The sequence below is a fragment of the Lactococcus sp. FSL W8-0209 genome, from assembly GCF_038006585.1.
Taxonomy (GTDB): Bacteria; Bacillota; Bacilli; order Lactobacillales; family Streptococcaceae; genus Lactococcus; species Lactococcus lactis.
In genome coordinates, this window is sequence record NZ_JBBOVN010000001.1 from 600,774 (window position 1) to 620,440 (window position 19,667).

The window sequence follows — 19,667 nt, forward strand, 5'->3', positions numbered from 1 at the left end:
AGTCTATGAAAAACTACTATAAAATGTTAAAATAGAGAGCGGTTCTTAAAAATATAATTTTTTTAAGACAATAAAAATGTGAAAAGTGATTTTGAAATAATATGAAAAAAATAGTAATTAATGGTGGGAAGCGTATTTCAGGAACCATCCCAATTTCTGGCGCAAAAAATTCAGTAGTCGCTTTGATTCCAGCAACTATCTTAGCTAACGATGTTGTAACGCTTGAAGGAGTTCCAGATATTTCTGATGTCGCAAGTTTAGTCGAAATCATGGAAATCATGGGAGCAAAAATTGAACGAAATCTTGAAGAAGGACGACTTGTGATTGATACACGCAGTGTTGTTTCTCGTCCTCTTCCTTATGGAAAAATCAACTCTTTACGTGCTTCTTATTATTTCAATGGGGCACTTTTGGGACGTTTTGGTCAGGCAACAGTAGGCTTGCCTGGTGGCTGTGATTTAGGCCCTCGTCCAACGGATTTGCATGATAAAGCCTTTAAAGCTCTAGGGGCTAGGAAGATTCAAGAAGAAGAAGCTGAGCACTTAGAAGTGATTGGTGATTCATTAGTTGGAACAACCATTTATATGGATGTTGTTTCTGTTGGGGCAACTATTAATACTATGCTTGCTGCTAGTCGTGCAAAAGGTTTAACTATCATTGAAAATGCTGCCCGTGAACCTGAGATTATTGATGTGACGACACTTCTAAATAATATGGGCGCGCAAGTTCGAGGAGCTGGAACTGACATTATCCGCATTACTGGAGTGGATGAAATGCACGGTGCTCAACATACGGTGATTCCTGACCGTATCGAAGCGGGAACTTATCTTGCCTTAGCAGCTGCTATGGGAGATGGTGTCATCATTGAAAATGTTATTTATGAACACTTGGAATCTTTCATTGCTAAACTTGAAGAAATGGGTGTAGGTTTGACCATTCGTGAAGATAGTATTGAAGTTCATAAATCAGAAAATCTAAAATCAGTCAATATTACTTCTGTTCCTTACCCAGGGTTTGCGACGGATTTGCAACAACCAATTACACCACTTTTATTGAAAGCAAAAGGTCGTGGTTCAATTGTTGATACGATTTATCAAAAACGTGTCAATCATGTCCCTGAATTAGCTCGTATGGGTGCTAATATTTCTGTTTTAGATGATCGAATTATTTATGACGCTCCTAATGAATTAACTGGTAGTTGTGTTCAAGCAACTGACTTACGTGCTGGTGCGGCTTTGGTTACTGCTGGAATTATTGCCAGTGGAACTACAAAAATCTCTAATATTGAGTTTATCCTACGGGGTTATGACCACATTATTGAAAAATTGACTGCTGTTGGTGTAGATATTCAATTGATTGAAGAGTGACAAAAGTGATTTATTTTCGTATAGACTAATGAGAAAGGAAATAAGATGGCTGATAAATTAAAATTTGAAATCATTGAAGAATTGATTGTTCTCTCTGAAAATGCAAAAGGTTGGCGTAAAGAATTAAATCGTGTTTCTTGGAATGATGCCGAACCTAAATATGACATTCGTACTTGGTCACCTGACCATGAAAAAATGGGTAAAGGAATTACTTTATCTGAAGAAGAATTTGGTGTTCTCTTAAAAGAATTAGGAAATAAATAAAAGCCCTGAGATTTCAGGGCTTTTTTTAATGGGTAAATGTTATCACAATAAGGATAAGATAAATAATCAAAGTAATAAAGAAGGTCAAGCGCCACCAGAGTTTTAAAAAGCGACGATAGGTAAATTGTTTATAATAAAGCAAATCAAGCAACAACAAAACAAGCGCTAAGCCAGAAATGATTAGCAGGTAGTATGGAATGATGCTGATACTTGTAACATTTTTAGAAAAAATTTGCATCCCTAAGATGAGAAATATTGTAAAAACATCTGGAATTTTTAGTTTGCGATTGGTTAAGTGACGAAGTCTAAAAAACTTGAAAATGAAAACCAATGCAATAAAGACAATAAGGGGATAAAGCGCCATAAGTACTTTTATAAACATAGACTAATTGTATCGGTTTTGCCTTAGTTTGTAAAGTATTTATTTGTGTGAGAAAGTGCACGAATAAGTGCTAAGCCAAAGATAGTGACAAGGACAGCTTTAATAATTTCAACAATGACAAATGGTGTGAATCCAAGCTTTAAGGCCAATGACCAGTCGACATTGGTAAAAAATTTGAGCCACAATGTTCCGATAACTAACATAAGCAGGTGTCCTACAATATTTATGATAAAAGCAGGGATGGTCTTATAATTAATTTGATGAAGGCCAAAAGAAATAAGAGTTCCCATTATTAAAAAGGCAATTAGAAAACCACCTGTTGGGCCAAAAAGAACCGCAATTCCTGATGTCCCACCAGTGAATACGGGAATTCCAATAAATCCTAGCAGGAGATAGAGTAAGATAGCAAAAAAAGTTTCACGCGCTTTTAGTACTGTGGCAACAAGTCCTACGGCAAGTGTTTGTAAGGTGACGGGCACAATACCAATTGGGATAGACAGAGGAGAGAGAACCGCAATAATTGCTGCACCAAGAGCAATTAGGGTTAAAGAATATAATTTTGTATTTTGCATTAAGAATCCTTTGTTTTATGTATAAAATAAAATATACTAAAAAAGAAGAATTTTTGCAAACTCTTGCTTTAATAAACAAAAAATTACTGACAGAAATTCTGTCAGTAATTTTATTCTCTAATTTCGACAAATTGAGCATGAACAAAGTCAGCAAGGACTTTAGGAGCGATTTTTATGCTACGCCCAACTTCGCCAGCTGAACAAACGATAAAGTCGTGCTCTAAGGCAATAGAATCAATGAAAATCGGGAATTTTTTATTTTGCCAAATCCCCACAGGATTATTTGCACCGTGAATATAACCTGTTGTTTTTTGCAAGTCTTTTTGAGGAATCATGCTTACTTTTTTATTGCCCGAAACTTTGGCCAATTTTTTTTCTGATAAATGCTCTGTCAGTGGAAGAATGCCAATGACAGGGCCAGTTTTATCGCCGATTAGTGCTAGTGTTTTATAAATATCACTGCGACTGATATCCTCAGGGAGGCTATTACTTTCTAAAGCGTTAATAGCAAGTCCAGTATGCTCAATTTTTGCCTTATCAAGAATTTGTTCTACAAGTGTTTTCTTTAATTTTTGCTTTTTAGACATAGCTTTATTATAGAAGAATTTGTGCTGACTGACAAGATAAAATAATTTTACTGACAGATTTATTTTTTTTGTAAAAGTTACTGACAGATTTTATTAGTAATTGCTATAAATGAAAAGTTTAGGGAATTTTTTGACGAAAATGATCAAAATGACAAATGCAGCAATAGCAGTCAAAATTGCACTGATTCCATTGACGGCAAGAGAATAAGCAACGGCTCCCCAGCCTTTCCAAGCGTATTGGCTCCAGAAGATGATTCCGGCAATAAAATGGAAGAAGTATTTAAGAAGAACAGCAACAAAAGTTCCCAAAAGAACTGGTGCAAGTTTTAGAGGGGCTGTTTTTTGGCGGAAAAGTCCAGCAATTCCAAGTGAAACAGGGGCGATGAGATATTCAAGAAAAGCTTGAGACAAGGTTAAAATATAAGCGTGTCCAGTAATCATTGACAGAATTCCCCAGATTAATCCACCGACAAGTCCAGCTGTTAGGCCGCGACGAAAACTGAGAATAAGAATTGGGATACAGGCGATTTCAACAATAATCCAGCCATAAACAGTATTTGGAATAAGGCTGATGATGAAGGCGAGTGCCGCCATGAAGGCAATTTCCGTTAACAAACGGACATTGAACTTAGAATTAGACATAAAAAAACTCCTTTTTGATGCGCACAAAAGGAGGGTTAGAAATTAGACATTTGTCTTAACACATTCCTACGCTGGCATTACCCAGATCAGGTCAGATGGTATTTCTCGCTACTGACAGTTTTGTCAATAGACCCATTGTGCAAATATTTATTTTTACTCATTAAGTTTAGCATATTTTAAGTTGAAAAGCATTTTTTTAAGATTGTTAATCTATTTTATAAATTAAACTTAAAAAATATTTAAGGCAACATAAAAAATCAATAATTCAAAAAAAACGAAAGTCTGTTAGAATAAGTCTATACACAAATTCGGACAAAATAAAAGCGGTCGAGTAAGTAATTGTGAAGGTCAGCACAGAGAGCTTGTAGCGGTGAGAGCAAGCCTGAGTGAAGCAATGAAAATGGCTTGATAAGCGTAGCAAGAGTGAGGTTTAACTAAGCTCTTGACGGAATGGTTCTCGTTATTGAACTTGAAAGTTGCCTTTGGAATCTGAAAATTTTCAGTGAACTAAAAAGTGCTTAAATCAAGAATGGTACCACGATATAGCTCGTTTCTTTATATGAAATGAGCTATTTTTATTTAGCATGAGCGCTTTATCTTGAAGAATTTGTTTAGTATTAGAAAAATTAACAGGTGCACGGTTAATTTTTCTAATAGATGTAAAAAGTTTATCAAAAGGGGAATAATTGATTTTAAAAAATAAATCAATTAGAAAAAAGGGAGAAGAAATGAATCCAAGAAACAGAAATATTTTAATTGTCGTTATTGTTGTTGTAATTGTTGCTATCGCTGCATTTTTCGGTTTTAATCATAAATCTGGTGGAAGTAAAACGGCAAATAAAACTGTGAATATTGGAATAATGACAGGAACAAAAGAAGATGATGCCATTTGGTCAACTGTTTCTAAAACAGCTAAAGATAAATATGGAATTACTTTAAAATTCACTCATTTTACAGATTATACACAACCAAATACAGCTTTGAAAAACGGCGATATTGATTTGAATGCCTTCCAACATTATGCTTTCTTGAATGCTTGGAATAAAGCTAATGACGGTGATTTGAAAGCAATTGGTAATACAACAATTTCACCAATTCGTCTTTATTCTAAAAAAATTACTTCATTGAGCCAAATTAAATCAGGAGATACAATTGCAGTACCTAATGACGCTTCAAATGAAAGTCGCGCACTTTATGTCTTGAAGAATGCTGGTTTGATTGGCCTTTCTGTATCAGGTGATACACTTGCGACAGTCAAAGATATTAATTCAAATCCAAAAAATTTGGTCATTAAAGAATTAGATGCGGCACAAACACCGCGTGCGCTTGATTCAATTACAGCGGCAGTAATTAATGACGATTTTGCAACAACAGCAAAATTAACGGTTGAAGAGTCTATTTATACTGAACCTGTAAACAAAGATAGCGAGCAGTGGATTAATATCATCGTTGCAAATAAAAAAGATGCTAATAACAAAATTTATAAAGAAGTTGTGAAAGCCTACCAAACTGAAGCAACGAAAAAAGCAATTGAGAAAGCTTATCCTGATAAGAGAAAAATTGCTGCTTGGGGATTGAAACTCGACTAAGTAATTTCGTTAAAAAGTAACGGTTAGGTGAAAACTTTGGAAATTTCTACTTTAGAAATTTCTGCCTTAGGGCTAATAAATTTTACTGACAGAAGACTCAAACTGATTACGAACGGTTTGGTCAGTAGAAATTGGAGAAGATTATGAATCCTAGAAATCGTAATATAATTATTGGAATAATTGTTGTTATTATTGTAGCTATTGCTGCATTTATCGGCTTTGGTCAAAAATCTCAAGCAAATAAAACGGTAAATAAAACAGTGAAAATTGGGATAATGACAGGAACAAAAGAAGATGACAGCATTTGGCAAACGGTATCTAAAACTGCTAAAGATAAATATGGAATTACTTTGAAATTCACACACTTTACGGATTATACTCAGCCAAATACAGCATTGAAAAATGGCGATATTGACTTAAATGCCTTTCAACATTATGCTTTTTTAAAAGCATGGAATAAAGCAAATAATGGCAATTTAGTGGCGATTGGGGATACAGTGATTTCGCCAATCAGCGTTTACTCAAAACAACTCAAAAATATTTCAGATATCAAAGAGGGTGGAACCATTGCGGTACCAAATGATGCTTCTAACGAAAGTCGTGCCCTTTATGTCTTGAAGTCTGCGGGCTTGATTAAATTGGATGTTTCTGGTCAAACACTGGCGACTGTCAAAGATATCACATCAAATCCAAAAAATTTGGTCATTAAAGAACTTGATGCTTCACAAACTGCGCGTGCTTTAGATTCAGTCGATGCAGCAGTTATCAATAATAATTATGCCGTTACTGCTGGTTTAAAGAAATCTGATGCCATTTTTACAGAACCAGTTAATAAAGATAGCCAACAATGGATTAATATTATTGTTGCTAATAAAAAAGACGAAAACAACACTGTTTATAAAGATGTTGTCAAAGCTTATGAAACAGAAGCAACCAAAAAAACTATTGCTAAGGCTTATCCGGACAAGAGTACAATTCCTGCTTGGGGCTTGAAATTAAAATAATTGTTTTTAATACTCAAATAAGTCTCTCTTCATTGAGAGGCTTATCGTTCAAAGAAGGTCTGAACACTTGTGAAATAGAATATTTTATAAGTATTCAGTAGAATTTGGGGAAAAATTTGAATCCGAAAAATAGAAATATTATTGTTGCACTTGCAGTGATTATCGTTGTTGCTTTGGTTGCTTTCTTTAGTTTAAATCATCAAGCAAGTAAAAAATCAACCGCTCAAAAAACAGTTAAAGTTGGAATCATGAGTGGGGACAAGCAAGACCAAGAGGTTTGGAAATCAGTAGCTAAAACCGCCAAAGAAAAATATGATTTAAAGCTAAAATTTGTTTATTTTTCTGATTATAATCAACCTAATGAAGCACTTCTTTCGGGAGATATTGATGTCAATGCCTTTCAATCTTATAATTATGTGAAAACTTGGAATAAAGCACATAAGAGTGATATTGTGGCAGTAGGAAATACTTATATTACACCAATGCACATTTATTCAAAAGAAGTCAGCAAATTGTCAGATTTAAAAGAAGGGTCAACCGTTGCAATACCAAATGATGCTTCAAATGAAAGTCGGGCATTGTTCGTGCTCCAAAGTGCAGGTTTGATTAAATTGACAACAAGTGATTCTAGCAAATTAGTTGGTTTGCCAGATATCACAGAAAATCCGTATCAATTGAAATTCAAAGAAGTGGATGCAAGCCAAACACCGCGTGCGCTTGATTCTGTTGCTTTGTCAGTGGTTAACTATAATTATGCAACCGCAGCCAGCTTACCAAATTCTGAGTCTGTCTATATGGAACCTCTCAACAAAACTTCTGCTCAGTATATTAACTTTATTGCTGCGACAAGTAAAGAAAAAAATAATAAAGTTTACAAAGAAGTTGCCAAGGCTTATGCTTCAAAAGCGACAGAAAAAGCAATCAAAGAACAATATCCAGATGGCGGAGAATTGCCAGCTTGGAACTTGAAACTTTGAAAATGAAAGGATTTATTTATGAATCCAAGAAATCGAAAAATTCTTTTTGGAAGTTTGCTTTTGCTGGTTATTATCGTGGGTCTAATCACTTTTACTTTAAGACAGGGAAAAAGTAAATCTACTTCTGTCAGTAAAATCGTAAAAATAGGTTTGATGCCTGGTGGGAAACAAGAAGATGCCATTTGGAAACAAGTTCAAAAAAATGCAAAAGACCAATTTGGGATTACTTTAAAATTTGTAAATTTTACTGACGGAGATTAGCCCAATAAAGCTTTGGCTAACCATGAAGTGGACCTCAATGCCTTTCAACATTACGCTTACTTGAAATCATGGAATAAAGCTAATAATGGAAATATCGTATCAATTGGTGATACAATTATTACGCCGATTCATTTGTATTCGACAAAGTATAAAAATGTGACGGAAATTCCTGATAAAAGTAAGATTGCTATCCCAAATGATGTTACCAATGAAAGACGCGCCCTTTATGTTTTAAAAAATGCAGGACTCATTAAACTTGATACTTCTAGAGGAGCATTAGCAACGGTTAAAGATATCAGAGATAATCCTAAAGGCTTAATTATCAAAGAAATTGATGCAAGTCAAACCCCACGTGCGCTTGATTCTGTTGCTGCAGCAGTCATTAATTATAATTTTGCTATTTCAGCAAAAATTTCGGAGAAAGAATCAATTTATCAAGAACCTTTAAATGAAGATTCAGCTCAATGGATTAATTTTATTGCGGCAAATCAGTCTGATAAAAATAATAAAGTTTATAAAGAAGTGGTCAAGGCTTATGAGCAAAAAAATATCGCTGATACCATTAAAAAAGAATATCCAGATGGTGGAGAACTCCCCGCTTGGAATTTAAAATTGTAACTAAGAAAACTCGTCAGAGACGAGATTTTCTGTCAGTACTGACAAAAGAGAAAATAACTTTGTCAGTACTGACAGAGAATGAAAAAAGATAAAGGAAAACAATATGACAGCAATTATTGAATTAAATAATCTTTCTGTACAATTTCATCAGAAAGGACGATTAGTCACAGCAGTAAAAGATGCTACTTTACACATTGAAAAAGGGGATATTTATGGAGTAATTGGTTATTCTGGGGCTGGTAAATCAACTTTGGTCAGAACCATTAATCTCCTTCAAAAACCGACCAAAGGTCAAATTGTGATTAATGGTGAGAAGATTTTTGATAGTGAAAATCCTGTAAAATTTACTGGCGCGAAATTACGTGAGTTTCGTCAAAAGATTGGGATGATTTTTCAACATTTTAATCTTTTAAGTGAAAAAACAGTTTTCAATAACGTGGCTTTTGCTTTACAACATAGCCAAATCGAAGATAAAAACGGGAAAAAACGTTATCTTACAAAAAAGGAAAAAACGGATAAAGTGACCGAATTATTAAAATTGGTTGATTTAGAAGAGCTTTCTGATAAGTATCCAGCTCAGCTTTCTGGGGGACAAAAACAAAGAGTTGCTATTGCGCGTGCGCTTGCTAATGACCCTGAGATTTTGATTTCAGATGAAGGAACATCAGCACTTGATCCAAAAACAACCAATCAAATCTTAGATTTACTTAAATCTCTTCATGAAAAATTAGGAATCACAGTTGTTTTAATTACACATGAGATGCAAGTGGTTAAGGAAATTGCTAATAAAGTAGCTGTTATGCAAAATGGTGAAATCATTGAACAAAATTCATTAATTGATATTTTTGCACAACCTAAAGAAGCTTTGACGAAACAATTTATTGAAACAACAAGTTCGGTCAATCGTTTTATTGCCAGTCTTTCTAGAACAGAACTTCTGGCACAATTAGCAGATGACGAAGAATTAATTCACTTAGATTATTCAGGTTCAGAGCTTGAAGACCCTGTGGTTTCTGATATTACGAAAAAATTTGATGTAACAACTAACATTTTCTATGGTAATGTTGAGTTACTTCAAGGACAACCTTTTGGTTCATTAGTTTTGACCTTAAAAGGTTCAAGTGAACATCGGGCTGCCGCAAAGGCATATTTCGTTGAAAGACATTTAAAATTTGAAGTTTTAGGTAAAATTGAAAGGACGGTAGACTAATGGCAGAATGGTTTGCACATACATTTCCTAATGTGGTTTATTTAGGATGGACAGGTGAGACGGGTTGGTGGACAGCAATTGTTCAAACGCTTTATATGACATTTATTTCAGCACTTATTGGTGGTTTATTGGGATTGATATTTGGAATTGGTGTTGTGGTGACTGCTGAAGATGGGATTACACCTAATCGACCATTATTTTGGATTTTAGATAAAATTGTTTCTATCGGACGGGCTTTTCCCTTTATTATCTTATTAGCAGCAATTGCTCCCTTGACTAAAATTTTGGTGGGGACGCAGATTGGTGTTACTGCGGCTTTAGTTCCATTGGCTCTAGGAGTGGCTCCTTTTTATGCCAGACAAGTTCAAGCTTCGCTTGAGTCTGTTGACCATGGAAAAGTTGAAGCAGCTCAAACGGTGGGAGCTGATTTTCTCGATATTGTTTTCACGGTCTATCTTCGTGAAGAATTAGCTAGTTTAATTCGTGTTTCAACCGTTACTTTAATTTCCTTGATTGGTTTGACTGCAATGGCTGGTGCGATTGGAGCTGGTGGACTAGGAAATACGGCCATTTCTTATGGATATAATCGCTTTGCCAATGATGTGACTTGGTTTGCAACCATTTTAATCTTGATTTTTGTTTTATTGGTTCAGCTTGTTGGTGATTTCTTAGCTAGACGGGTTTCACATCGATAATTTATCAAATAATTTTAGATAAAAATATTTTATAAAAAGGAGAAACAATGAAAAATAACTCTGTAAAAATTGTTGTTGCTACTGGGATTGGAGCTGCTTTGTTTGTGATTATTGGTTGGCTAATTAATATTCCTACACCAATTCCAAATACTAGTATTCAATTGCAATATGCGGTCCTTGCCCTATTTTCAGCCTTATTTGGCCCTTTAGCTGGTTTCTTGATCGGATTTATTGGTCATGCCCTTAAAGATTCATTTCTCTATGGTGCGCCTTGGTGGACTTGGGTTTTAGGCTCAGGTTTAATGGGCTTATTTCTAGCTTTTGGAGTCAAAAGAGAAACTTTGACTCAAGGAATTTTTGGAAATAAAGAAATCATTCGTTTTAATATTGTTCAATTTTTAGCCAATGTCGTAGTTTGGGGAATTATTGCCCCAATTGGGGATGTTTTAGTTTATAGTGAACCGGCAAATAAGGTCTTCACACAAGGAATTGTTGCTGGTTTAGTAAATGCATTGACTATTGCCGTAGCAGGAGCTTTACTACTCAAACTCTATGCTGCTACCAGAACCAAATCTGGCTCACTCGATAAAGAATAAAAAGCTCCAGATATGCTAAAATAAAAGCAGCAAATATTTGCTGCTTTTACGCTTGTATCGGTTTAATAAAGCACAAAAAATAAAGTATCTCTAAAAAGAAGGATAAAAATGGAAGCCTTAATTTCGTTCAAAGATTTTACATTTAAATATGATTTACAAAAAAATCCAACTTTAAAAAAGATTAATTTGGAAATATTTCCTGGGGAAAAAGTACTGATTGTCGGTCCTTCTGGTTCAGGTAAATCAACGATTGGTTCTTGTCTTAATGGGATTTTGCCTCATTTACATAAAGGAGAAGCAAGTGGGGAACTCTCAATTGCTGGTTTGCCCTTTGGGACTTCAATTGCTGAATTATCTGAAAAGGTGTCGACGATTTTGCAAGATACTGATGGCCAGTTTATTGGTTTGAGCGTTGCTGAGGATATTGCTTTTGCTTTGGAAAATGATGGTCTGATTCATGATGAACTGGTCAGTAAAGTGGCCTATTGGTCAGACAAAACAGAAACAAATAAACTCTTGAATCATCGCCCCCAAGATTTGTCGGGAGGACAAAAGCAGCGGGTTTCTTTAGCTGGTGTTTTGATTGATGAATCGCCAATTTTGCTTTTTGATGAACCTTTAGCTAATTTGGACCCGCAAACTTGCTTAGAAACAATGGCTTTGATTAAGGATATTCATGAAAATAATGAAGTCACTACGATTATCATCGAACACAGAATCGAAGAAGTTTTACCGCTTGGTATTGATAAAATTGTCGTGGTCAACGACGGCGAAATTGTTGCAATTGGAAGTCCTGCTGAATTATTAAAAACAGAAATTTTTAATGAAAATTCATTACGCGAGCCCCTCTATCTCTCAGCATTAAAAGCTGCAAATGCTACAAAATTACTGACAGATTTTTCTGACCTAAAAAGTTTGGAAGTCCTGTCAGCAAAAAAATTACTGACAGATTTTTTAGACACCTATAAATTTACTGACAAGGCTGTCAGCAAAAATAATATTCTGTCAGTAAAAAATTTATCAGTAAATTTTGCTCAACATGAAGTTCTAAAAGGTATTAATATAGAAGTTCAAGAAGGAGAAAAAATTTCAATTGTCGGGAAAAATGGAGTTGGTAAGTCAACCTTTGCCAATGCACTCTGTCATTTTGTTGAAGCGAGTGGCGAAATTTTATACCGAGGGCAATCGATTATTGCTGATTCTATTTCTGAACGTGCGAAAAAAATTGGCTATATTATGCAAAATCCAAATCTGATGATTTCGCAAAATATTGTCAGTGATGAGGTGGCAGCTGGTTTACGACTCCGTCATGTTGATGAAAAAATGATTCAAGATAAAGTTGAAGAAATTTTGAAAGTTTGTGGGCTTTATCCTTTTAGAAATTGGCCAATTTCTTCTTTGAGTTATGGTCAGAAAAAAAGAGAAACGATTGCTAGTATTTTAATACTAGAACCTGAAATTTTAGTCCTTGACGAGCCAACAGCTGCTCAGGATTTACAATCTTATCGGGAAATCATGGATTTTCTTGACGAACTTAACCGCCGTCTTCATTTAACAATGATTATGATTACGCACGATATGTATTTAATTACAGAATATAGTGACCGGACCCTTGTTTTTGCTGACGGGGAAATTATTGCTGACAGCAGTCCTTATCAAATTTTAGAAAATGAAGATTTTGTAAAAATGGGCAATTTAAGTCAACCAAGCCTTTATCAACTTGCCAGACAAACAGATACCAATCCCGTTTTACTGACAAAAGCTTTCATCAATTTTCAGAATCAGGAGAGATTAAAGCATGAATAATCAACTTAGTGTTCTAGGCTATCAAGCTGGAAATTCTTTTATTTACCAACTGAATGCAACAGCAAAACTCCTTTTCTTTCTATTAATTTCTATCAGCAGTATGGTGACTTATGACACGAGATATTTGGCTTTTGTTGCTTTATTTTCGGTAATTTTATTTTATTTTTCTAAAATTCCTTTTTCATCAGTAAAAAGGGTTGCCCAATTTGCAGCAATTTTTGCGATTTTAAATCTGCTTTTTGTATTTATTTTTGACCCTGGATATGGCGCGCGACTTTATGATTCAAAAACAATCCTTTGGGGACCTCTTACTTTAGAAGAACTTTTTTACCTTTTTAATCTCGTCTTGAAATATTTTTCAACCATTCCGCTCGCTTTACTCTTTATCTTAACTACTAATCCGAGCCAATTTGCCAGTAGTTTAAATAAAATTGGTCTGCCTTATCGTTCCTCATATTCGGTTTCCTTAGTGCTGCGCTATATTCCTGATATGCAAGAAAAATTTTTAGCAATCCGTAATGCTGAACAGGCCAGAGGAATGGATTTATCAAAAAAAGTAGGACTTTTTTCGCGAATAAAATTAAATGTTCAATTGTTACTCCCTTTAATTTTTTCCAGTTTAGAACAAATTGATACTATTTCCACAGCTATGGAGCTTAGACGATTTGGTAAAAAGAAGAAAAGAAGTTGGTATTCTTATCAACCTTTGAATGTTAAAGATTACTTGGTTATCTTGCTTGCGCTTTTAGGAGTGGTGATTGTTATTCTTCTCTTCTTTGTAAATCAGGGCCGATTTTTTAATCCATTTCATTAAGAAAAAAGCAGGTTTTCTGCTTTTTTCTTATCTTGCAAAAATGGGTGGAAAATGGCATAATAGGACTTGTAAAAAACTTTTGACAAGCCAATTGTTTGCAAAAGATAATAAAATTTGAATTAAATCTTAAAAAAGAACTTCCAAAAGAATTAGAAGGGAAAAACATGGAAAATAAAATACGTGAATTGCGCCGATTATCTCATCTTTCACAAGAGGATGTTGCACATATCGCTCACGTCTCGCGTCAGACGATTAATGCGATTGAAAATGACAAATACGATCCAGAGTTAACGCTTGCTTTCAAACTTGCGGAAACCCTAGGGACAACCGTTGATGAGCTTTTTAACTATCAACCAACCGTTGTGAAAAGGAAAGAAAACGATGTATTTTGGTGCGAAAAATATCAATGTGTCTTATGGAAAAGAGCAGGTATTGAAAAACGTAACGCTGTCGATTGAAAAAGGAAAAACGACAGCTATTATTGGAGTCAATGGTTCTGGGAAATCAACGATTTTAAAGGCACTTGGACGTTTAATTAAATCGGATGGACAGGTTATCTTTGATAATCAACCTTTAAGTCAACATTCTAATCGTGAAATTGCTAGAATTTTAGCTCTCTTGCCTCAATCAATTACTGCCCCAGCTGATATTACAGTCTATGAACTTGTCAGTTTAGGACGTTTCCCACATCAAAAATTAATGCAACAACGTCTCTCAAAAGAAGATATTTTGTTCATAGAAGAATTGATGAGAGAAACAAAGATTTGGGACATTCGAGAAAGTAAGATATCAGAACTTTCTGGTGGACAAAAACAAAGAGTTTTTATCACGATGATTTTAGCTCAAGATAGTGAGATTATTTTATTAGATGAACCAACGACTTATCTAGATTTAGCTCATCAGTTAGATATTTTATGTTTATTAAAAGATTTGGCGACAAAGAGAAATAAAACCATTGTTTACGTCATTCACGATTTAAACCATGCCGCTCGTTTTGCTGACAATCTAGTCCTTGTAAAAGACGGAGAAGTGGTTGAAGAAGGAACTGTTGATGAGTTATTTACTCAAAAAACGTTGAAAGAATGCTTTGGATTAGATGTCACTTTAGGATGTGATACCTTTACCAAAAAATTAATGATTACTGGGGTGAAAGATGCCTAAAAAACATTTTCTGACAATCTTTTTTGCCCTAGTTTTTTCTTTACTTTTTTTATCAGTAATATACCTGATGCTTGGGAATAAAAATGTTCCTCTGACAGAAATTTTAGTAAATAAAATGGTCTTACAATTAAGATTTCCAAGATTAATAAGTCTATATCTCACAGGATTTCTCTTATCCGTCAGTGGATTTATTGTTCAAATTATGACTAGAAACCCAATTGCCGAAATGGCAACTTTAGGGATTTCTGGCGGTTCGAGCTTGGCTTTATCACTCATTTTAACTTTGGGTTGGTCAACAAATGATGGGATTTCAGTTCTAGTTTCATCACTAGGAGCATTTATTGCTTTAGCAGTCGTCATGCTTTTGACTGCGAGAACGCATTTTCAGCCATTAAAAGTTGTACTAGTTGGAACATCAGTTGGACTTTTTGCAACTAGTTTGGCCAGCTCCTTGACTTTTGCCAGCCACGATACACAGGCCTATTTTCGCTGGATTGTGGGTTCTTTTTCAGGGATAACTAATACTAAAGTTCTTTTGATGGCAGTAGTAAGTCTTATTTTTCTTATCCTCTTGCTTTTATTTTCAAAACAAATTTATTTATTGAATTTTGGTGATGAGCTTGCTCAATCTTTTGGGATTTCTGTCAATTTTGTTCGTTTAGTCATTATGTTTTTAGTTGCGCTGGCTTCTGGTGTAACTGTTGCCTCAGTTGGGGTGGTCAGCTTTGTCGGTTTGATTGCTCCACATATTGCCAAGAAGCTTGTCAGAGCTAATTTTTGGCAAAATGTAATTCTGTCAGTACTGACAGGAATGTTATTGCTTGTTTTAGCTGATTTGATATCCAGAAATTTATTTAAACCTTACGAATTTCCAGCAGGAAGTCTAACCATGCTTTTAGGCGCTCCCTTCTTTCTTTGGGTTATTACAAAGGAGGCAAAATAAAATGAAAAGAAAATTCACTTTACTTTTTGTCCTGCTTTTGGTTTTGATAGTGGTTGATTTGACGCAATTTTCAACAAATCCTCAAATTCTATCAATCCTAATTCCTAATTTTCGTCTTCCTCGTTTAATAACAATCCTGTCAGCTGGAATTGCTCTTTCCTTATCAGGCTTTATTATCCAAAATATTACAGAAAATCCTTTAGCTGATAGCGGAACAATTGGGATAACCTCTGGTGCTTCGGCAGGAAGTGTTGCTTTTTTACTGATTGCTGACCATTTTAAGCTGACAGGGCTTTGGAATTTTTCCTATCCTATTTTTGCTTTAATAGGTGCCCTTCTTTCATTTGTCTTAATTTACTTTTTTGCCTTAAGAAAGCAAGTTTCTTCTGTCAGAGTTTTACTGACAGGAATTGCAATTACCGCTTTTTTCCAAGCATTAATCACAATTGGTCAGCTTTCAGTCAATGCCTTTGACTTTCAGAAAGTTGCAGTTTGGCTGTCAGGAGATATCTGGCAAACGGGAAGCACTTATTTGTTCATTTGTGTTCTCTTATTAGTAATTGGCTTGATTATTTTGCCATTTTTCTTAAGAAAACTTGAAATCCTCTCACTTGGCGAAGAAATGGCAACTACTTTAGGATTAGAAGTTCAAAAAACGAAAATCTATCTTTACTTGTTAACGCTCCTTTTTGCAGCTGTAGGTGTTTTATTGGTTGGAGGATTAGCATTTGTTGGTTTAATTGCCCCTCATATTGCTCGTGAAATCGCTGGTTTTAAATCACGAAAAAGTTTAATTGCAACCGCACTTTCTGGTATGATTATTTTATCTTTTGCTGATATTATTTCACAAACAATCATTGCACCATCAAGTTTACCTTTAGGTTTTGTAGTTGCCTTTATTGGCGCTCCATACTATATTTATCTTATTCAAAAAGTTTAAGAAATTAATTTACTTTTAGTAAATTTCTTATAAAAAAATATCGGCTTATTTTTAAAAAATAGCCTAAAAATAGAGGAGAATCTTTTGAAAAAAGTACTCACAACCCTAATCGCTGCAGGAGCTTTACTTACTTTAGCTGCCTGTTCATCAAATTCATCATCAAAAAAAGCGACATCAAGCGATGATAAAGTGACCTTTCACGCTTTAAATGGGGACGTCAAAGTTCCTAAAAATCCTAAACGTATTGCTGTTCAAAATTATCCAGATGAAGTCGCTTCATTAGGTGCAAATGTTGTTGGAACAGATTCATGGGCCTTTCCAAATACCTTCTTATCAAAAGACCAAAAGAAGAATATGGTTGATTTAGGAGCACCAAAATTCAATATGGAAAAATTGATTGCTCAAAATCCTGATTTGATTATTACAGTTGATAAAGACCAGGTAGCAGACTATCAAAAAGTAGCCCCTACTGTTCTTGTCAATTATAAGGACCTCTCAGGAATGAATAAATCATTGGATCACTTTGCTAAACTCCTTAATCGCGAAGATGAAAAAGCAAGTTTCCTTAAAAGCTTTAAAAAAGAAGCCGATAAGCAAAAAGAAAAATTGGCAAAGGTTGATGTTAAACCAGCTAAAAACACAATTTCACTTCTTGAACTCCAAGGAGATAAGGTTTATGCCTTCGGTGACAATTTTGCTCGTGGCGGACAAGCTTTGACGACTGGTTTAGGCTTTAAAGAATCAAGCAAAATGGCCGAACTCTCAAAAGGCGTAGGTTATGCTGAAGTAAATACTGAAAGCTTAGGAGAATTCGATGCAGACTACATCTTTATTGACTTTGCAGATAAAGATAAAGAACAATATGCTGCATTAAAAAATAATCCAGCTTGGCAAAACCTCAAAGCAGTTAAAGAAGGACATGTGATTACAATGGACTACGACAAAGTTTACTTCTTTGGCGGACCAACAGCGGCTAAAGAAGAGCTGTCACTCTACACTGACGCTATCATTAAAGCTACAAAATAAAAAGAAAAAGTGTATAATCAACTTATACACTTTTTTTGTAAAAAATTAAGGACTTTATGACATGAATATTAAACAATTACGGTACGTCGTCGCCATTGCTAATAGTGGAACTTTTCGTGAGGCTTCAGAGCAACTCTTTGTTAGTCAACCCTCAATGTCGATTGCGGTTAAAGACTTGGAGCAAGAACTAGGTTTTCAAATCTTTGAGAGAACAAATACAGGTGCGACTTTAACTATTGAAGGCGAACGTTTTTATGAACAAGCACAGACTGTTTTACGTAATTTTGAAACTTTTGAATCAAAATATTCTAAGCCAAAAGAGTCTGATAAGACTTTCTCAGTTGCCAGTCAACACTATGATTTTCTAGCACCAGTTGCAGTGGAATTTGCAAAGAAAAATCCTGAAATCAAAAATTTTAGAATTTTTGAGTCAACCACTTATAATATTTTGCAAGAAGTGGCGCAAGGGCACAGTGAACTTGGAGTGGTTTATCTCAATAAACAAAATCGCTCAGGGATTTTAAGAATGCTCAATAAACTTGAATTAGATTACGAAGAAATTTTCTTATCGCAAACGCATATCTATATTCGCAAAGGCCATCCCTTAGCTCAACGTGAAACAATTTCAGATGATGATTTAAAACCGCTAGATCGTGTGCGATTTACACAAGAAAATGAACAGTTTCTTTACTATTCTGAAGATTTGGTTGAGACTTTTGAAAATACCTTGATTTATAACGTCACTGACCGTGCAAGTTTAAATGGAATTTTAGAACGGACAGATGCCTACGCAACAGGTCTTGGTTTTATTGATAAAGAGAGCGTCCATAATGTAACAGTTGTCCCTATGGAGGGAGACAATGGAAATAGTTTGATTTTAGTCAAGCATCGTGGACATTTATTATCAAATGCGGCGACTTCTTATAAACGTAGTCTTGAAGTTTACTTTGAAAACTATGAATTTTAAACAATAGCTAAAATAAATACTCTCTGAATAATTTTCAGAGAGTATTTTTATAACTTATTATAATTTACTTGCTTGGTCTTTTTGAGCCAAACGAATGAGGAACATTGCAAGTAGAATGATAATGATTCCCCCAAGTGGAGTAAAGACAACACTTGAGCCTTTAGAAATTTGTCCTCCAACAAATGAGCCTAAAGTAATTCCGACATTGAAAGCTGCAATGTTAAAAGCTGAAACTAGAGTAATATCTTTTGGAGTAAATTTCTCTGCCAATTGAACAACGTATAGTTGCAAACCAGGGACATTCATAAAGGCAAACAAGCCCAAAAGTAAAGTTGCAATCAATCCCAAAGGTTGCGAAGCTAAACTTGCACTGATAAAAAGAAAAAGTAAACTCAAAGCTAAAGCCGCAAACATTTTTTGAAGGGCAGGTAGGATATTTTTATTTGCTAGATGTCCACCTAGTGAATTACCAATGGCAACCATCACACCATAAGCAACCAGAATAATCACTACTGTACTTGCTGAAAATCTAAAAGTTCCTTCAAGGATTGGTGTAAGATAAGTATAAGCCGCGAAAGTTCCTCCATAACCAAAAGCGGTAATAAAAAGAGACATTAAAATTGATTTGTTAGTAAAAATTCTAGCAAGCCCACTTAAATTAATTTTTCCGGGAATTGGAAGCCCTTTTGGAACAAGAATACTAGTAGCAATCAGTCCAATTAAGCCAATAACAACAATGAAAACAAATGACATATGCCAGTTAGAGTGCTGAGCAATGAAAGTCCCTAAAGGAACACCAATGACAGTAGCAACGGTTAGTCCTGTAAACATGAGGGCGATTGCTGAGGCCCTTTTCTCAGGTCGAACAACATCAGCAGCAATGACTGTGGAAATTGACATGAAAATACCATGAGCAAGTGAGGCAAGAACCCGTCCTACTAAAAGTAAAAGGAAAGTTGGAGCGAAAGCTGACAGTAAATTACCAAGAATAAAGAGACCCATAATCGAAACCATCAAAGTTTTTCGATTCCAAGTTCCTGTAAGAATAGTTAATAAGGGAGCACCAACCGTTACCCCTAAAGCATAAAGAGAAACGGTTAAACCCGCTTGAGATAAACTAATATTAAAGGTGTTGACAATCATTGGCATTAAACCAACACTGATAAATTCGGTTGAGCCGATAGCAAAAGCATTAATTGCTAGAGCTAGAAGAGTGAGACTGGGAGATATTTTTTTCATTATGCTT

The 19,667-nt window shown here is 35.0% G+C and carries 21 protein-coding genes, 1 pseudogene and 1 riboswitch; of the genes and pseudogenes, 17 read left to right on the forward strand and 5 right to left on the reverse strand.

Annotation, left to right across the window (positions count from 1 at the left end; translation table 11 throughout):
* The first annotated feature begins 101 nt into the window (after positions 1 to 101).
* The gene (locus MKX45_RS03070; RefSeq protein ID WP_340816789.1) at positions 102 to 1,367 is read left to right on the forward strand and encodes a UDP-N-acetylglucosamine 1-carboxyvinyltransferase; all 1,266 of its coding nucleotides are present in this window, start codon (positions 102 to 104) and stop codon (positions 1,365 to 1,367) included.
* Between the two features lie 45 nt (positions 1,368 to 1,412).
* The gene (locus MKX45_RS03075) at positions 1,413 to 1,631 is read left to right on the forward strand and encodes a YdbC family protein (RefSeq protein ID WP_003131683.1); all 219 of its coding nucleotides are present in this window, start codon (positions 1,413 to 1,415) and stop codon (positions 1,629 to 1,631) included.
* 25 nt (positions 1,632 to 1,656) lie between these two features.
* Here the strand turns inward: MKX45_RS03075 and MKX45_RS03080 are convergent, their stop codons facing one another.
* From MKX45_RS03080 to thiT, 4 genes are all read right to left on the reverse strand, one after another.
* Positions 1,657 to 2,013, reverse strand: coding sequence for a DUF3397 domain-containing protein (locus MKX45_RS03080; protein WP_015425786.1), 357 nt, complete (start codon positions 2,011 to 2,013; stop codon positions 1,657 to 1,659).
* 23 nt (positions 2,014 to 2,036) lie between these two features.
* On the reverse strand, positions 2,037 to 2,585 hold the full coding sequence (locus tag MKX45_RS03085; protein ID WP_003131681.1) for a biotin transporter BioY: 549 nt from the start codon (positions 2,583 to 2,585) through the stop codon (positions 2,037 to 2,039).
* Between the two features lie 110 nt (positions 2,586 to 2,695).
* Complete coding sequence (locus MKX45_RS03090; protein ID WP_015425787.1) at positions 2,696 to 3,172, reverse strand: aminoacyl-tRNA deacylase; 477 nt, start codon at positions 3,170 to 3,172, stop codon at positions 2,696 to 2,698.
* A 93-nt stretch (positions 3,173 to 3,265) separates the two neighbouring features.
* Entirely contained in the window at positions 3,266 to 3,814 is a 549-nt protein-coding gene (gene thiT / locus MKX45_RS03095; RefSeq protein ID WP_021722388.1) for an energy-coupled thiamine transporter ThiT, read from the reverse strand.
* Positions 3,815 to 3,860: 46 nt separating this feature from the next.
* Positions 3,861 to 3,960: riboswitch (TPP riboswitch) on the reverse strand.
* A 582-nt stretch (positions 3,961 to 4,542) separates the two neighbouring features.
* On the opposite strand from thiT, the gene MKX45_RS03100 reads away from it, so the two are divergent.
* The 15 genes and pseudogenes from MKX45_RS03100 (at position 4,543) to MKX45_RS03170 (ending at position 18,421) form a co-directional block, all read left to right on the forward strand.
* Positions 4,543 to 5,403: a MetQ/NlpA family ABC transporter substrate-binding protein gene (locus MKX45_RS03100; RefSeq protein ID WP_021722387.1), complete on the forward strand. Its 861-nt coding sequence runs from the start codon at positions 4,543 to 4,545 to the stop codon at positions 5,401 to 5,403.
* 143 nt (positions 5,404 to 5,546) lie between these two features.
* The gene (locus MKX45_RS03105) at positions 5,547 to 6,407 is read left to right on the forward strand and encodes a MetQ/NlpA family ABC transporter substrate-binding protein (protein WP_340816790.1); all 861 of its coding nucleotides are present in this window, start codon (positions 5,547 to 5,549) and stop codon (positions 6,405 to 6,407) included.
* Positions 6,408 to 6,523: 116 nt separating this feature from the next.
* On the forward strand, positions 6,524 to 7,384 hold the full coding sequence (locus MKX45_RS03110; protein ID WP_058224085.1) for a MetQ/NlpA family ABC transporter substrate-binding protein: 861 nt from the start codon (positions 6,524 to 6,526) through the stop codon (positions 7,382 to 7,384).
* A gap of 18 nt (positions 7,385 to 7,402) precedes the next feature.
* Positions 7,403 to 8,263: pseudogene (locus MKX45_RS03115) on the forward strand (MetQ/NlpA family ABC transporter substrate-binding protein).
* A 103-nt stretch (positions 8,264 to 8,366) separates the two neighbouring features.
* A complete protein-coding gene (locus tag MKX45_RS03120) occupies positions 8,367 to 9,473 on the forward strand; it encodes a methionine ABC transporter ATP-binding protein (protein ID WP_003131670.1) in 1,107 nt (368 codons plus the stop codon).
* On the forward strand, positions 9,473 to 10,168 hold the full coding sequence (locus tag MKX45_RS03125) for a methionine ABC transporter permease (RefSeq protein ID WP_003131669.1): 696 nt from the start codon (positions 9,473 to 9,475) through the stop codon (positions 10,166 to 10,168). The genes MKX45_RS03120 and MKX45_RS03125 overlap by 1 nt, the downstream gene beginning before the upstream one ends.
* A 47-nt stretch (positions 10,169 to 10,215) precedes the next feature.
* Positions 10,216 to 10,764 carry an ECF-type riboflavin transporter substrate-binding protein gene (locus tag MKX45_RS03130; protein WP_340816791.1) on the forward strand — a complete coding sequence of 183 codons (549 nt, stop codon included), beginning with the start codon at positions 10,216 to 10,218 and terminating at the stop codon, positions 10,762 to 10,764.
* Positions 10,765 to 10,872: 108 nt separating this feature from the next.
* Positions 10,873 to 12,570 (forward strand): ABC transporter ATP-binding protein, encoded by a 1,698-nt coding sequence (locus tag MKX45_RS03135; protein WP_340816792.1) that lies wholly within the window; start codon positions 10,873 to 10,875, stop codon positions 12,568 to 12,570.
* A complete protein-coding gene (locus MKX45_RS03140; protein ID WP_340816793.1) occupies positions 12,563 to 13,384 on the forward strand; it encodes an energy-coupling factor transporter transmembrane component T family protein in 822 nt (273 codons plus the stop codon). Before MKX45_RS03135 ends, MKX45_RS03140 begins: the two co-directional genes overlap by 8 nt.
* 164 nt (positions 13,385 to 13,548) lie before the next feature.
* Positions 13,549 to 13,842, forward strand: a complete 294-nt coding sequence (locus MKX45_RS03145) for a helix-turn-helix transcriptional regulator (protein ID WP_010905285.1) — start codon at positions 13,549 to 13,551, stop codon at positions 13,840 to 13,842.
* Complete coding sequence (locus tag MKX45_RS03150) at positions 13,766 to 14,545, forward strand: ABC transporter ATP-binding protein (protein ID WP_014570376.1); 780 nt, start codon at positions 13,766 to 13,768, stop codon at positions 14,543 to 14,545. The genes MKX45_RS03145 and MKX45_RS03150 overlap by 77 nt, the downstream gene beginning before the upstream one ends.
* On the forward strand, positions 14,538 to 15,488 hold the full coding sequence (locus MKX45_RS03155) for an iron ABC transporter permease (protein WP_340816794.1): 951 nt from the start codon (positions 14,538 to 14,540) through the stop codon (positions 15,486 to 15,488). Before MKX45_RS03150 ends, MKX45_RS03155 begins: the two co-directional genes overlap by 8 nt.
* Position 15,489: 1 nt before the next feature.
* Positions 15,490 to 16,428, forward strand: coding sequence for a FecCD family ABC transporter permease (locus tag MKX45_RS03160; protein WP_340816795.1), 939 nt, complete (start codon positions 15,490 to 15,492; stop codon positions 16,426 to 16,428).
* 84 nt (positions 16,429 to 16,512) lie between these two features.
* The gene (locus MKX45_RS03165) at positions 16,513 to 17,454 is read left to right on the forward strand and encodes an iron-hydroxamate ABC transporter substrate-binding protein (protein WP_340816796.1); all 942 of its coding nucleotides are present in this window, start codon (positions 16,513 to 16,515) and stop codon (positions 17,452 to 17,454) included.
* A 61-nt stretch (positions 17,455 to 17,515) separates the two neighbouring features.
* On the forward strand, positions 17,516 to 18,421 hold the full coding sequence (locus MKX45_RS03170; protein ID WP_012897186.1) for a LysR family transcriptional regulator: 906 nt from the start codon (positions 17,516 to 17,518) through the stop codon (positions 18,419 to 18,421).
* Positions 18,422 to 18,478: 57 nt separating this feature from the next.
* Here the strand turns inward: MKX45_RS03170 and MKX45_RS03175 are convergent, their stop codons facing one another.
* Entirely contained in the window at positions 18,479 to 19,660 is a 1,182-nt protein-coding gene (locus MKX45_RS03175) for an MFS transporter (RefSeq protein WP_340816797.1), read from the reverse strand.
* Between the last annotated feature and the right edge of the window lie 7 nt (positions 19,661 to 19,667).

Excerpts from the sequence above, each read along its gene's own strand:
- MKX45_RS03155 (WP_340816794.1), top strand. The coding sequence starts at position 14,538 with ATGCCTAAAAAACATTTTCTGACAATCTTTTTTGCCCTAGTTTTTTCT.
- MKX45_RS03160 (WP_340816795.1), top strand. The coding sequence starts at position 15,490 with ATGAAAAGAAAATTCACTTTACTTTTTGTCCTGCTTTTGGTTTTGATA.
- MKX45_RS03170 (WP_012897186.1), top strand. The coding sequence starts at position 17,516 with ATGAATATTAAACAATTACGGTACGTCGTCGCCATTGCTAATAGTGGA.
- thiT (WP_021722388.1), bottom strand. The coding sequence starts at position 3,814 with ATGTCTAATTCTAAGTTCAATGTCCGTTTGTTAACGGAAATTGCCTTC.
- MKX45_RS03075 (WP_003131683.1), top strand. The coding sequence starts at position 1,413 with ATGGCTGATAAATTAAAATTTGAAATCATTGAAGAATTGATTGTTCTC.
- MKX45_RS03080 (WP_015425786.1), bottom strand. The coding sequence starts at position 2,013 with ATGTTTATAAAAGTACTTATGGCGCTTTATCCCCTTATTGTCTTTATT.
- MKX45_RS03150 (WP_014570376.1), top strand. The coding sequence starts at position 13,766 with ATGTATTTTGGTGCGAAAAATATCAATGTGTCTTATGGAAAAGAGCAG.
- MKX45_RS03145 (WP_010905285.1), top strand. The coding sequence starts at position 13,549 with ATGGAAAATAAAATACGTGAATTGCGCCGATTATCTCATCTTTCACAA.
- MKX45_RS03120 (WP_003131670.1), top strand. The coding sequence starts at position 8,367 with ATGACAGCAATTATTGAATTAAATAATCTTTCTGTACAATTTCATCAG.
- MKX45_RS03085 (WP_003131681.1), bottom strand. The coding sequence starts at position 2,585 with ATGCAAAATACAAAATTATATTCTTTAACCCTAATTGCTCTTGGTGCA.
- MKX45_RS03140 (WP_340816793.1), top strand. The coding sequence starts at position 12,563 with ATGAATAATCAACTTAGTGTTCTAGGCTATCAAGCTGGAAATTCTTTT.
- MKX45_RS03135 (WP_340816792.1), top strand. The coding sequence starts at position 10,873 with ATGGAAGCCTTAATTTCGTTCAAAGATTTTACATTTAAATATGATTTA.
- MKX45_RS03105 (WP_340816790.1), top strand. The coding sequence starts at position 5,547 with ATGAATCCTAGAAATCGTAATATAATTATTGGAATAATTGTTGTTATT.
- MKX45_RS03175 (WP_340816797.1), bottom strand. The coding sequence starts at position 19,660 with ATGAAAAAAATATCTCCCAGTCTCACTCTTCTAGCTCTAGCAATTAAT.
- MKX45_RS03100 (WP_021722387.1), top strand. The coding sequence starts at position 4,543 with ATGAATCCAAGAAACAGAAATATTTTAATTGTCGTTATTGTTGTTGTA.
- MKX45_RS03070 (WP_340816789.1), top strand. The coding sequence starts at position 102 with ATGAAAAAAATAGTAATTAATGGTGGGAAGCGTATTTCAGGAACCATC.
- MKX45_RS03130 (WP_340816791.1), top strand. The coding sequence starts at position 10,216 with ATGAAAAATAACTCTGTAAAAATTGTTGTTGCTACTGGGATTGGAGCT.
- MKX45_RS03090 (WP_015425787.1), bottom strand. The coding sequence starts at position 3,172 with ATGTCTAAAAAGCAAAAATTAAAGAAAACACTTGTAGAACAAATTCTT.
- MKX45_RS03125 (WP_003131669.1), top strand. The coding sequence starts at position 9,473 with ATGGCAGAATGGTTTGCACATACATTTCCTAATGTGGTTTATTTAGGA.